Origin of the sequence: Pseudomonas citrullilanati (assembly GCF_030580855.1) — a bacterium.
GTDB classification, from domain to species: domain Bacteria; phylum Pseudomonadota; class Gammaproteobacteria; order Pseudomonadales; family Pseudomonadaceae; genus Aquipseudomonas; species Aquipseudomonas citrulli.
Genome location: NZ_JAUQOP010000038.1, coordinates 17,745 through 30,855, shown reverse-complemented (window position 1 = coordinate 30,855; position 13,111 = coordinate 17,745). Strand labels below are relative to the sequence as shown.

Here is a 13,111-nt window from a genome sequence, read left to right as displayed (position 1 = left end):
GTGTGTTCGCGGTGGGCCTGGACAGGCTATTGCAGCGAGCGTGCCAACCCAGGGATTTCAACACGGCTCCCCGGCTCGGCCCTTGCGGGCGTGGGCTTGCGGACAGCGGCGTCGGCACTGCAAGGGTTGCAGCCTCAGGGCAATGGCTGCCTTCCCATGGTGCGATCCGGCCAGGGTGGCTTCATAAAAGTGCAGCCTCGACATTCCCTGTTTGCGAGCCTGCTCGCGATAGCGGTGGATCAGTTGGCGAAGATGCTGGATGGGCTGACGCCTTCGCGAGCAGGCTCGCTCCCACACGGGATGTGGGAACTTCACATTGGCGTGTACAACCCCAAAATCCTGTGGGAGCGAGCCTGCTCGCGATAGCGGTGGATCAGTTGGCGAAGATGTTGGATGGGCTGACGCCTTCGCGAGCAAGCTCGCTCCCACACGGGATGTGGGAACTTCACATTGGCATGTACAGCCCCAAAATCCTGTGGGAGCGAGCCTGCTCGCGATAGCGGTGGATCAGTTGGCGAAGATGCTGGATGGGCTGACGCCTTCGCGAGCAAGCTCGCTCCCACATGGGATGTGAGAACTTCACATTGGCATGTACAGCCCCAAAATCCTGTGGGAGCGAGCCTGCTCGCGATAGCGGTGGGTCAGCTGGCGGGGATGTTGGATGGGCTGACGCCTTCGCGAGCAAGCTCGCTCCCACATGGGATGTGGGAACTCCGCATTGGCATGTACAGCCCAAAATCCTGTGGGAGCGAGCTTGCTCGCGATAGCGGTGGGTCAGTTGGCGGGGATGTTGGATGGGTCACGCCTTCGCGAGCAGGCTCGCTCCCACACGGGGTGTGCGATTCCACGCTGGGATGTGCTGCACCTCGAAAGTCGGGGATGTTCCTAGCGGGCGGCAGACAGGGTCACATCGCGGCCATAGACATCCGGGATGTACGTCGCCTGCCCTTGGCTGTCGGCCTGCACCGTCCAGTAGCCGAGCAGGATCGGCACTGGCTTGGCCAACCTGAACTCGTGGGTCAGCTCGGTGGCCAGCAGCGTGTCGGTACGGGTGCGTTCGGCCGGGCTCACCAGCAGGTCGCGCAAGTGCAGCACTTGCTCGATGCGCACGCAGCCTGAACTGAACGCCCGCGGTCCTTTGCTGAACAGAGCCTGGCTCGGGGTGTCGTGCAAGTAGACCGAGAACGGGTTGGGAAAGCGGATCGCCATTTTGCCCAGCGGGTTCTTCGGGCCTGGATCCTGGCGCAGCATGAGGTTGCCCGGATGCTCCCAGTCGATTTCCGCCGCCGTCAACGGCAGGCCATCGCGGTCGAGGATCTTCAGGTTCTGCCGGTTGAGGAATTCCGGGTCGCGGCGGATCTCCGGCAGTTTGTCCTCGCGCATGATGGTTGGCGGGATGGTCCAGGTCGGGTTGAGCGTCAGGCGGGTCACCCGGGATTTGAGCAGTGGCGTCTGTCGTTGGGCGCGCCCCACCTGGGTCCGGGTCTGCCAGACTGGCGCGCCGCCCTGGTAGACCGTCAACTGGGCCGCCGCGACGTTGACCAGGACGCTGTCGGGCTCCAGGTCCTGGGCCAGCCAGCGCATGCGCTCCAGGTTGATGCGCAACTGTTCGCGGCGCATCGCCGGGCTGATGTTCAACTCGGTGACGGTCCACGGCCCCACCACGCCATCGGCTTGCAGCGAATGCTGGAGCTGGAAGTGCTTCATCGCCTCCACCAGGGGCAGGCCGTAGTGCTCGTCCCCCTCGACTGGCGGCGTGCTCAGGTAACCCTCGTGGTACAGCCGCCGGGCCAGCGCCGGGATGCGGGCATCCTGCTTGTCCGGTTGCAGCAGCGGACCGCCCGGCACCGGCTGCCAATCGGACAAGGGTTGTTGCCGCAACCGCGCATACAGGCTGCGCAGGTTGCGATAAAGGTCCAGGTTCGGCCGCGCCTGTTCGAACGCCCCGGCCAGGTCCTGCACGCCGGGTACGGCAATGGTCAGCACCAGCGCCGGGCGGTCCACGGCTTGCGGGGTGGCCTTCCACACCGGCTCCAAGCGGTCCTGGGGCAGGTAGCCGAAACGCAGGTCATACAAGGCTTGCAGGTAGCGCTGGCTGATGGCGATGTCGAGGCAATGGGCTCCCTGGAGCGCGCCGTCGGCCGGCAGGCTGTAGCGCGCCGGATCCAGACCGTCATCGGCCAACTGTTGCAACTGCTGGACCAACCGCTCCCGTCGTCCGTCGGTCGACCAGATTTCCTGGCCTGCGTTTTGCTCATAGAACGCCTGCAAGTTGATCATCGCCGGAAAGTCGACACTCGCCGCCACCTCCGGGCATGTGACCGACAATTGCGCCAACGTGGTCTGCACCCGCGCCGGATCGTTGTCCTCGGCTGTCGCGACCAATGGCACAGTGAGCATTAAAAGGCTCAGGTAACATGCGGATTTTTTGAACAACTGCTTTACTCCACTCCATGGCCGTCTGGTTGACGGTCAAACGTTGCGACAGGTACGACCCGCCATTATGCAAACGAACAAGACCGGACGGGATGCCGCAAACACACACCGCCGTGGGAACCTTCCAAGCGTGTCCGGCCTGCTGCGCCGGATCGGCCTGGTCATGACGACATTGGCCGTCATCGGCGGCCCGGCGCTGGCTGGCCAGCCCAATTCCCAGCGCCTTTACAACAGCCTCGCCCACGCGGCGCCGGAACTCAATCCCCAGGCGTTGAAAAGTGCCTTGAGCGCCATGCAATGCGCCGTCGCCAATGGCGCCTCCCAGGCCCGCCACCTCGCGGTGATCGACTATTCGCAACCATCCACCGCCCGTCGCCTGTGGATCTTCGACCTGCGCCAGAAAAAACTGGTGCTGCGCGACCTGGTGGCCCACGGGCAGAAGTCCGGGGAGAACTTCGCCACGCAATTCTCCAACCAGCTAGGCAGCTATCAGTCCAGCCTGGGCCTGTTCCGCACCCAGGAAAGCTACCAGGGCACCCATGGTTATTCGTTGCGCATGGACGGCCTGGAGCCGGGCTTCAATGACTTGGCCCGGGACCGGGCGATCGTGATCCATGCCGCCGACTACGTGAACCCCTTGTGGAGCCAGCGCCAGGGCCGTATCGGCCGTAGCCAGGGCTGCCCGGCCGTGCGCCCGCAGGTGGCCCGCCAGGTGATCGACAAGCTCAAGGGTGGACAATTCATGTTCTCCTGGTACCCGGACCCGAGCTGGCTCAAGCGCTCGGCCTACCTCAATTGCAAGCCCCAGCAGGTGGCGAGCATTCTGGGCGCCAATGGCGGTTAAGCGTGGTTAAAATGCCGGCCTTTCGAATTGCTGGCCGTGCCCGATGAACCCTGAAGCCCTTCAAACCCTGCACACTCACTTACTGGCCGCCCTGGCCTCCGTGCCCGAGGAAACCCGGCGCTTGTTCCATGGCCGCGGCCGCTGCTGGCCGGGGCTGGAGCAGATTACTGTCGATTGGTTGCAGGGCGTCGTGCTGGTTTCGCTGTTCAAGGCGCCTGAGCCCGCGCAGCTTGAGAGTTTGACGTCGATGCTGCTGGCGCTGGCGGCCTCGCTGGCCTGGCAGCAGAGCCCGGCCCATACCCTGGCGATGCAACACCGCTACCTGCCGCAAAGCCTGACCGAGTGGCTGGTGGGCGAGCCCATCGACGAGTGGACCCTGACCGAAGGCGGCCTGCACTACCGGATCGACCTGGGCAAGAAGCAGAACAACGGCCTGTTCCTCGACATGCGCTACGGCCGCGACTGGGTGCGGGCCAACGCGCGCGGCAAGCGCGTGTTGAACCTGTTTGCCTACACGTGCGGCTTCTCGGTAGCGGCCATCGCCGGCGGCGCACGGCACGTGGTCAACCTGGACATGTCCCGCGCCGCCTTGAGCCGTGGCCGCGACAACCATCGCCTGAACGGCCATGACCTGGGCCAGGTGAGTTTCCTCGGCCATGACTTGTTCAAGTCCTGGGGCAAGGTGATCAACAGCGGCCCCTACGACCTGGTGATCATCGACCCGCCGACCTTCCAGAAAGGCAGCTTCCTGTTGACCAAGGATTACCAACGGGTGCTGCGCCGCTTGCCGGAACTGCTCAGCGCCGACGGCAGCGTCCTGGCCTGCAGCAACGACCCGGCCACCGGCCCGGACTTCCTCATCGACGGCGTCACCCGTGAAGCGCCGGGCCTGGCGTTCGAGCGACGCCTGGACAACCCGCCGGAGTTTCCCGACGCCGACCCGGCCTGTGGCCTCAAGGCCTTGTTGTTCAGGGTCAGCCAGGCGGACAACGGCTGACCCTTTCGCGACGGCTACTGCGGGCGCTGCGGCCACCAAGGGGTGACCAGGTCGGTGGTGATCCTTCGCACCAACGCCTCGATCTCCCGGCTCTTGACCGAACGGTAGATGGCCATGGTGCGCCGCAGTTGGTCTTCAGTGAGTGTCACAGGCCGGCCCGCGGCCCAATCCACATCCGCCACCGGCTCAAGCGCCACGCGACGCCAGACGGTCCGCTCGCCCTCGGTCACCGATTCCCAGGGGCTGGGCAAGTCAGCCTCTGGCTGCACCAGGTTCTCCAGCAATACCCGGGGCCAACGGGAAGGGTTCACCGGCTCGGCGAAGGCATCCACCAAGGCCTCATCCACCGCGTCCCAGCTCGCCAGCCCCCATTGCCAGTCGCTGGACATCAGGCCCAGGTAGGGGCGCCAGGTCAACTCCCCAGGACGGGGGGCGTGATCGTTGTTGTCGAAGGTGTCCTGGGCATCGCTCAGCCAGTCAATGAACCTCTCGCGGGTCATGTGCGATAGTCGTTCCTGGTTTTCGGGGTAGCGCGCCTCCAATCGATGGGTCCAGAAGACGTATTGCTCGGTCAGGAAACCGGCATAAGGCGTGCCTTGCGATTGCAGGCGGGCGCGCATGACCGATTCGAACATGACGAGGTGCAGTTCCAGCTCAAGCAAATCGGGGGGCTGGCGGTCGAGGATGCGCGTTTGCAAACGCGTGCGCAGTTGGCCTAGTTGCCGGTCGAAGTCGGCAAGCCGGCTGGCCAGGGCGCCATGCACGTTCCGGTAGCCGATGTAGTGCTGCAACAGGGCGATCGCCCTGCGCCGCTGATCGACGCTCAGGACCACTTCCGGGTCCGCGGCGATGTCGTAGATGGACCCTGAGAACCAGTCGATGAAGCGGCGCATTCCGGCATCGTCACGCGCCACTTCCAGCGCTCGCTGGAGGCTGGAAAAGCTACTCAGCCAGTCGTCGACGGTGTAGCTGAAGGCATCCGGCACCATGGCCCGCAGGGCCCGGATCTGTGCACTTTGCAGCGGATTGTCGTCGAACCATATGTCCCGGGAAGGGGCGTTCGGCAAGCGGCTCAGCGCGGCGAACACCTCATCCGGGACATGGCTGATGCGGTTGCCTCGCAGATCGATGGAGAGTAACTCGGTCGCGGGCCGGGTGAGCATGGCCAGCGCCAGTGACGGCACCTGTTCGAGTCCGGTCCGGGCCAATCCCAGCTCTTGCAGGTTCACCAGCTCCGGCAACGCCGGCAGCTCCCGACAGTTATTGTCGCTCAGGCGCAAATCCTCCAGGGCCGTGGCCGAGCGCAGGAAGGCACTGCCCTGCTCGTTCAGGCGCAGGCCACAACGCACCAGGCTCAGTGCGCGCAAGTGCGGCAAGGCGGTGATGGCATGCAACTGCTGGTCGCTGAAATGCAGGTTGTTGTTCCAGACCAGTTCACGCAGGGCCGGCAGCTCGGCGAGCCGGCCAATGGCGGCGGTCATTTGGGCATTGACGCTGGCCTCGGCGCCGCTGCTGAGCCAGGACAGTTCCAGGGTTGCCAGCCTGCTGGCCGGTCCGGCGCTGAGCAGCGGGGCAAACAGGTCGGCGTGCAGGTTCAGCGGGTTGTCGCTCATCGACAGTTCCGCCAGCGAACCGAGTTCCCCTATGGCGGCGGGGATGGCGGTGAGGTCGTTGCTGTAGAGATGCAGCGTATTGATGTTGGGGAACATCCGCAGGAAGGCCGAAGGGTCCTCGCTCAGGCCCATATTGGACAACACCAGCGACCGGATATGGTCCAGGCGCACGTTGATGGGAGGAAGCTCGCCCACGTTGAAGCCGATGAGCCACAACATCAGTTCGTGGTTGTCGGTGTTCGGATGGGGTTCACGCCGCCAGGCGCGGCGAATTTCCCGGACGACGGCGTAGCGCTGGACAGCCCGGGATTCGGGATCGAGGGCATTTTCGGCGGGATGGTTCGGGCCGTCATGCTCTTCCCACTGGCGCAACCCCTGGTCCAGGACGGTCCAGTCGTGTTCCAGGCGAGTGATCAACGTTTCCAGGTCGATGCCCTGGCGCTCGGCATCGGCGGCCAAGTCAAGGCGCAACTGCGCCAGGCGCTCCCCGGCATGGGTCGGGTACAACCGCTCCAGGCGTTGCTCCAGGCTCCCGTGCCAGACGTGCAACGGCAGCCGGCCCCGGCCGCTGAGGGGATAGGCCAGGCGCCCGTTGATCCACTGCGGACGGGACCCGCCGCTGCCTTGGCGTTTCATCGCCAGGTGGCGACGCAGGCCTTGGCGATCTTCCAGGGCCTGTGCGAGCAACTGCGCCCGCAGTTTCGGCGCTTCCCAGATATTCAGGCCCAACGCCTGGCGGGCATCGTCCGGCAGCGCCCTGAGCAATGCTTCTTCAAGGCTGGCTGCCGACGCCAGGTCATCCCCACTCTCGTCGAAGGGGTGGTATTGCTCACCTTCCTGGCGAATGACTTTCAACGGGCCCTGTTCACCCACCTCGATCGGCTCTGGCCACTCGCGCAACCACAGGCGCAGGTGCAATCGGCCGTGCAACCGGCTCATGTCGCCTAACAGGCCCATGACGATGCGGTCCCGGTCGACGCTGCTCTCGCCGCGCTCAAGGGCACGCAGCGCGTGGGTCAGGCGCAGCTCCCGCAGGGCTTCGGCACACCGCTTGCCCAGGCTCTCCGACACCCGCCCCTCCATCAGGCGCAGGCGATCGGCCCCCGAGGCCTGCTGGACAAGTTCATTGGCGATGGACACGGGCAGGTCGGCAAAGGCCCGGGTTATCGGCGCAGCCAGTGGCTCCGGTTCGATGGAGCGGGCCATCGAGGTGGTCACGCGATGGGTATCGCGCTCCAGGCCCTCGCTCCAGCGCTCGGCCAGCAAGCGGCTGCGCTCCATCGGGCGCAGGCCAAGGCTGCGTTGCCCCAGCAACGCCCCCTGCTCGTCCAGGCTCAGGCCCGCCAGGATACGCGCCGCCCAGTCGTCATGGGCCAGGTCGTCTGTGTTCAGCCGCAAGAAGCGGGTATCGGTCCGGTGCCCCACGGGGTACAACCTCTCGCCGTCGTGGTAGAGCAGCGTCAAGCCTTCAGGCCAGCCAGGCAAGTCGGCCAGGGTCTGGACGATGCGAAAATGCCCGGCTCCCGGCGCCTCGCCACGGCGCAGGCGCGCGATGACCTGCCGGACCGCTTGCCAGTTCCTGGCTTCCTCCAGGGTGTCGGCGAGTATGGCCGGCATCGGCTGCCCCTGGACCTGCAAATAACGCAGGTGCGCTTCATCGATACCGGTTTGCCGTTGCAGGGCGACGAGGGTGCTGTCGTCGAGCTCGACGGGAGTCTGCTCAAAAGTGCGCAACAGTTGCAGGTTGTTACGCTGCAGGGGGTTGCGATGGACCCATTGCCAGCCACCGTCACGACTCCACTCCAGCAGCGGCGTCACGCCACGATGGGTGGAAGGCAGGCGCAGGTTCAAGGTGTCGGCGCTGCCCTGCACTTCGAAGTAGCGCTCGTCGATCCGAACCCAGGCGTGGTCATCCGTGCGCCAGACGCCCCAGGCATCCTGCACCGCCTCCACTGGCGGCAATTGCCGCGCCTGAAACGGCGTGACATCGCCATTCCACAGGCGCAGGGTGCCGTCATGCACGGGCATGGGTTCGATGACCGCCCCGACGAACCCCAGGTAGGCGCCTTGGGCGACGCCAAACAGCGCGTTGAACAGGTGCTCGATGCCTTCCTGGGCGTGGCCTGCGTTGAATGCCTGGATGCCTTCGAACACTTCATACAGCAGGCGTACCCCGCCCACGGCCGCGGCCGTCATGCCGATGGGCGCGCAGAATGGAAAAAACGTCGCGGCCACCATCAGCGAGCGTTCCACCAGGCTCTCCCAGTACTCGAGCCGGGCCAGCAGTGCGCGCCAGTCCTGGTCCCGGGTCGGGACCATCAGTGCCGAGGCGTTGCCCAGGGTATGCCCGCGCCATTCGTGGTAGCAGGCATGCCAGGGGTCTTCGCGCAGGTCATCCAGGCTCCAGGCCACCCTGGGCGTGGGAATGCGCACCCGCCGCTCACTGCCCGGCTCGCCCGGTTCACCCTCGCGCCAGCCGGTGATGCGCGCATGAATTTCCTGGAACAGGTTGAGGTTGCCCGTGACCTTCCATTCAACCTGGTCATGCAGGGCCGTCCCCAGGCTGGCCTGCAAGCGCAGCGGCAGGTAATGCATCAGGCCTTGGCGATAACTGCGCCTGCGGACCCGTTCGGTCAGCGCCGCTGACAGGGCCTGCAGGCTGGGGAATTGCTGGAGCGGCGCGACGCTGTCATGGGGCAGGTGCAGAATGACCGGCTTCACACCCTGGGCATCGCCCGCCAGCCCGCTGTACACACGAGCGCCAAACAACGGCACGGACAACAACTGCAGCGCCTTGACCTCACACGCCAGGGGCGCCACGGGCACGTCCCCCAGCTGGACACCGACATGGGCCAGCAACCGTTCGCCGGTCGTGTCCAGGCGTCCGTCCAGCTTGGCCTCGTACGCATCATGGGCCAACAGGCTGCGCGCGTAGGCCAGGTAGGCCATGGCGACCCCAGGCAGTTCAACGCCGATACGGGGCAGCCGGCTTTCCAGCACCTGCCGGTAAGCGCCGCCCACGTCCAGCCGGCGACAAAGGCTGGCGAAACTGGCGGGCGTCATCGGCAAGGCCGCGGTGCTCGAAGGGACACCGCCCTCATCGAACTCCCCTCGCCGGCCCTGGATGTACAGCTGGCCCTTGCGGTCGAAATCGCCGCCGACCACGGCGTCGGCGGGCGGGTAATTGCGCATGGCCGCTTCGACCACCGATAGCGAGGGATCGGTGACGTAGGGCCCACGCCGGACCCTGGCCCGGCGTATCGCGTCCGCCACGGTGCCGAAGCCCATGACCTGGGCCCAGCCTTGCACCTGCGCCTCGACCTTGAGTCGATCGAGGGTGAAGGCATGGGGTGGCGGCAGGTCGCTGAGCAGCGCATTGAGCGCATCGCTGTCGCGCTGGAGTTGGCGGGTGAGCACCCTGAAGCGTTCCTGCTCGGCCCGGGTGGCCCGCTTCAGCCAGGCGGGCAGCCGGGCCTGGATAAACTCGATAGGCGTATCGAGGGTAGACATGATGGACCTCCTTCCTTGGGGGCTACGGATCTGGAAGGGGCCGATGCTCTCCGAATCGAAGGTCCTTGGGTACCGCCCAACCATTGCAAGGGGTTGCGAGGCCGGGCAGGACGCGGCTACACCACCAGGGTCAGCCAGGCCGACACCAGCAACAACAGGGCCATGGCCCGGTTGAACCGCCCCATCGCCACCGCGGAACGGCAGAACCGGGCGGCGCCACGACCCAGGTAGGCCCAGGCGGTCAAGCACGGGATCGAGATCGCGAAGAACACCAGGGACAGCCAGGCTACCCGCACCGTGCGATCGGCTTCGGCGCCGGCGAATACGCTCACCACCGCCAGCGCCATCATCCAGGTCTTCGGGTTCACCAGTTGCAAGCCGGCCGCCCCCGCCAGGCCCAGGCGCGGACCTTCGACGGGGCGGTCCGGGTCAATGGCCTCGGCCGGGGCACGAAAAATCTGCCAGGCCATCCAGCTCAGCCAGGCGATGCCGGCCCAGGACAGCACGGTCTGCACGGTCGCATGGCGCGCCAGCACATCCCCCAGGCCGGTCCCGACCAGCAGCACCAGCAGCGCCGCCGCGCCGCAGCCCCCCAGGATGATCGGCAACGTGGGCGCCAAGCCAAAGCGCGAGCTATGGCTCAATACCAGGATATTGGTCGGGCCCGGTGTGATGGAGGCGACAAAGGCGAACAAGGCAAACGGCAGTAACTGGTCCATGGAGCAACGTCTCGGTGGATGATCGTCTTTCGATCATCCCGCCTCGGGCGTGCTCAGTCTGGAACAATTGAGCAGCGTTTGCGGTAATCCGCCGGGCTCAGCCGATAGGCCCGCTGGAACCAGCGGCCCAGGTGGCTCTGGTCGGCGAAACCGAGCATCGCCGCCACCGTCACGGCGCTTTCGCCACGGGCCAGCAGGCGTCGGGCGCGGGCCAGGCGCAGCTGGATCAGGTACGCATGGGGCGCCAGGCCAAACGCGGCCTTGAACGCACGGGTCAGGCGGAAGCGGTCGACGCCGGTGACCCGTGCCAGGTCGTCCAGGCCGATGTCTTCGTGCAGGTGGCTGTGCAGATAGTCACGGGCCTGCTGGGCCACCAGCGGCAAGCGCGGGTCGGGGTTGATCCGTGCCCGCCAATGCAGGTGCTGGGTCAGGTTGGCCAGCAAGGTGTCGAGCGCGGTCTGCCGGACGATGCGGATTTCCTGGTCGTGCAGGCTCTGGAAGGCCAGGGCCGTCGCGCTGGCCAACCGCGCATCGTCGGCCAGGGTGGCGGCGAATCCCAGTTGCCCGTGGTCGGGCGCGACGTCGAACAACGAGCGCAGCTCCCGCTCCAGCCAATGGGGTTCGAGGTACAGGGTGCGGTAGGTGAACCCATCGGCCTGGGGCGCATGGCCGTCGTGGAGTTCGCCGGGTTCCAACAGGAAAACCTTGCCCGGCGTGCTGTTGTGTTGCTGGCGGCGACAATGGAACTGCTGCACGCCCTGCTCGGTGACGCCGACCAGGTAGGCGTCGTGCCAATGGGGATCGTAGGCATGCCCTTCAAAATGCGCGCGCACGGTCTCGATGCCGGACGTCGCGTCCTGCTTGAGATCGATCCAATTACGCGCCGTCATTGCCCTGCCCCGCTTGTGCCTGCTTCCCGGACAGATTAACTGCCCGGGGCCAAGGCTGTCTGGAAGATTTGTGCAACCGCTTTCATGCAGTCGCGTGGGAGCGCGCCTGCTCACCAAAGCGGTACGTCAATCAACGGCGCCATTGCTGACACACGGCTCAGGCATCCGGGGTAATGACCGGCAACACCGTCTCCAGTGCCAGCCGGGCCAGTTCGGCGTCCTGCTCGGCCTTGACCCCGGATACGCCGATCGCACCGATGCACACGCCGTCGTGGCGGATGGGCACGCCGCCTTCGAGCATACCTTGCAGGTGCGGGGCACTCAGGATGGCGTAGCGGCCGCCGTTGATCATGTCCTCGAAGACCTTGCTGTCACGCCGCCCCATGGCGGCGGTCCGGGCCTTTTCGGTGGCGATGTAGGCCGACAGCGGCGAGGCATCGTCCAGGCGCAACAACCCCAGGGGATGGCCGCCATCGTCCACCACGCAGACCGACACCGCCCATTGCCGCTGATGAGCCAGTTCCTTGGCCGCGACCAGTAACTGGGCAACGTCCTGTTCGGTGAGCACCGCTTTGGTTTTCATCTATCACCCCCGTTCATGCGGTAGGAACATTGCTGCCGAGTATTGGGTTTCGAGGGGATTTGAGCCAACTAAAATTCAAAAAGGTTGTGGGGTACGTCATCAATGGATCCATGAATGTTGACCTGTCATCCACACGACCAGTTCACGCGGTGCTGTTCCCGGGCCAGGACCCCGCCGCTGGTATGGGTTCTATAAAACCTCGCCACCCCTCATGGTGGGAGCGAGCCTGCTCGCGAATAGCGGCATTCCAGCGAGCGGATGTGCGACTGGACCGCCGCCTTCGCGAGCAGGCTCGCACACATGACGCAACACACATCTATCCGGAACGAAGGATCACCGTCATTCGCCCATCCGCCAGCGTCGAGCCGAACACCTGGCGAAAACACCTGTTGAGGTCACTGGGCCAATGCCTGCAACTGCGCCAATGTCTGCTCATCCAGCGTGATCCCCTCGGCGGATCGGGCCCGTTCGCGATGACGCCGGTCCCCCGGCAGGCGCCGCAGCCCGACGCCATGCATCTGCCTGACCAGTTCCTGGCTGCGCTGGGCGAAGTCCTGGCCGGCGGCCTTGCTCGGGTCGATCACGATCAGCAACTGGCCGGTCCATGGCGTCTTGGCACCTGGATGGTTGCTCCAGTCGAACTCGAACGAGAAATTTCCGCCGGTCAGCGCCGCGGCCAGCAGCTCGACCATCATCGACAGTGCCGAGCCCTTGTGTCCGCCGAACGGCAACAGCGCGCCGCCTTCCAGGATGGCCTTGGGGTCACGGGTCGGCTGGCCGAGGCTGTCCACGCCCATGCCGGGAGGCAACAACTCGCCTTTGCGGGCGGCGATCTGCACGTCACCGTGGGCGATGGCGCTGGTGGCCAGGTCGAAGACGATGGGTTCGCCATCGGCCCGTGGCGCGGCGAAGGCGATGGGATTGGTGCCGAACAACGGACGGTCGGCGCCATGGGGCACGACGCAGGTCATGCTGTTGACCACGCTCAGCGCCACCAGGCCTTCGTAGGCGAACGGCTCGACATCCGGCCAGAGCGCGGCGAAATGGTGGGAGTTGCGAATCGCCAATACCGCGATGCCGGCGCTGCGGGCCTTCGCCACCAACAGCGGGCGCGCCGCGGCCAGGGCCGGCTGGGCAAACCCGTTGGCGGCGTCGACCCGCACGAACCCCGATGCCACATCTTCGACCACCGGCACCGCCCGGCCACTCACCCAGCCGCTCTTGAGCGTCGAGACATAACCGGGCATGCGAAACACGCCGTGGCTATGGGCGCCGTCGCGCTCGGCGCAGGCGCAGTTTTCAGCCAGGACCCGGGCGACCTCGGGCGAGGTGCCATGCCTGAGGAAAATCTTTTCCAGCAAATTCACCAAGGCATCGAGGGACAGGGTGCTAGAACCAGCGTGTTCGGATTGCGCAGACATCTGAAGCTCCAGAATGATTGTTGGAGGTAGCAACAGCGTAGGTCGGGCCAGCCCGTGATTAAACACCGCTTCGCGCGCGCACTGTCAACTGTTGCCCG

Annotated in this window: 8 protein-coding genes; 2 read left to right on the top strand and 6 right to left on the bottom strand. The window is 65.6% G+C overall.

All coding sequences use genetic code 11. The features are described 5' to 3' along the window. Positions 1 to 885: 885 nt before the first annotated feature. Positions 886 to 2,436: a L,D-transpeptidase family protein gene (locus Q6A48_RS21060; protein WP_304556162.1), complete on the bottom strand. Its 1,551-nt coding sequence runs from the start codon at positions 2,434 to 2,436 to the stop codon at positions 886 to 888. A 163-nt stretch (positions 2,437 to 2,599) separates the two neighbouring features. Between Q6A48_RS21060 and Q6A48_RS21055 the strand changes: the two genes are divergently transcribed. Both Q6A48_RS21055 and Q6A48_RS21050 read left to right on the top strand, forming a co-directional pair. Next, the gene (locus Q6A48_RS21055; RefSeq protein ID WP_369811723.1) at positions 2,600 to 3,280 is read left to right on the top strand and encodes a murein L,D-transpeptidase catalytic domain family protein; all 681 of its coding nucleotides are present in this window, start codon (positions 2,600 to 2,602) and stop codon (positions 3,278 to 3,280) included. A 43-nt stretch (positions 3,281 to 3,323) separates the two neighbouring features. Continuing rightward, positions 3,324 to 4,277, top strand: coding sequence for a class I SAM-dependent methyltransferase (locus tag Q6A48_RS21050; RefSeq protein ID WP_304556160.1), 954 nt, complete (start codon positions 3,324 to 3,326; stop codon positions 4,275 to 4,277). Between the two features lie 14 nt (positions 4,278 to 4,291). Here the strand turns inward: Q6A48_RS21050 and Q6A48_RS21045 are convergent, their stop codons facing one another. The 5 genes from Q6A48_RS21045 to Q6A48_RS21025 all read right to left on the bottom strand — a co-directional run bounded on the left by Q6A48_RS21045 (position 4,292) and on the right by Q6A48_RS21025 (position 13,013). Next, the gene (locus Q6A48_RS21045; protein ID WP_304556159.1) at positions 4,292 to 9,400 is read right to left on the bottom strand and encodes a dermonecrotic toxin domain-containing protein; all 5,109 of its coding nucleotides are present in this window, start codon (positions 9,398 to 9,400) and stop codon (positions 4,292 to 4,294) included. A 116-nt stretch (positions 9,401 to 9,516) separates the two neighbouring features. Beyond that, positions 9,517 to 10,119, bottom strand: a complete 603-nt coding sequence (locus Q6A48_RS21040) for a LysE family translocator (RefSeq protein WP_304556158.1) — start codon at positions 10,117 to 10,119, stop codon at positions 9,517 to 9,519. Between the two features lie 53 nt (positions 10,120 to 10,172). After that, positions 10,173 to 11,009, bottom strand: a complete 837-nt coding sequence (locus Q6A48_RS21035) for an AraC family transcriptional regulator (RefSeq protein ID WP_304556157.1) — start codon at positions 11,007 to 11,009, stop codon at positions 10,173 to 10,175. Between the two features lie 157 nt (positions 11,010 to 11,166). Continuing rightward, positions 11,167 to 11,592 (bottom strand): GlcG/HbpS family heme-binding protein, encoded by a 426-nt coding sequence (locus tag Q6A48_RS21030; protein WP_304556156.1) that lies wholly within the window; start codon positions 11,590 to 11,592, stop codon positions 11,167 to 11,169. A 395-nt stretch (positions 11,593 to 11,987) separates the two neighbouring features. Beyond that, complete coding sequence (locus Q6A48_RS21025) at positions 11,988 to 13,013, bottom strand: Ldh family oxidoreductase (RefSeq protein ID WP_304556155.1); 1,026 nt, start codon at positions 13,011 to 13,013, stop codon at positions 11,988 to 11,990. Positions 13,014 to 13,111: the final 98 nt, after the last annotated feature.

Bases quoted from the DNA above. Each gene is read 5' to 3' on its own strand.
- Q6A48_RS21055 (WP_369811723.1), top strand. From the start codon at position 2,600: ATGACGACATTGGCCGTCATCGGCGGCCCGGCGCTGGCTGGCCAGCCC.
- Q6A48_RS21050 (WP_304556160.1), top strand. From the start codon at position 3,324: ATGAACCCTGAAGCCCTTCAAACCCTGCACACTCACTTACTGGCCGCC.
- Q6A48_RS21045 (WP_304556159.1), bottom strand. From the start codon at position 9,400: ATGTCTACCCTCGATACGCCTATCGAGTTTATCCAGGCCCGGCTGCCC.
- Q6A48_RS21040 (WP_304556158.1), bottom strand. From the start codon at position 10,119: ATGGACCAGTTACTGCCGTTTGCCTTGTTCGCCTTTGTCGCCTCCATC.
- Q6A48_RS21035 (WP_304556157.1), bottom strand. From the start codon at position 11,009: ATGACGGCGCGTAATTGGATCGATCTCAAGCAGGACGCGACGTCCGGC.
- Q6A48_RS21030 (WP_304556156.1), bottom strand. From the start codon at position 11,592: ATGAAAACCAAAGCGGTGCTCACCGAACAGGACGTTGCCCAGTTACTG.
- Q6A48_RS21025 (WP_304556155.1), bottom strand. From the start codon at position 13,013: ATGTCTGCGCAATCCGAACACGCTGGTTCTAGCACCCTGTCCCTCGAT.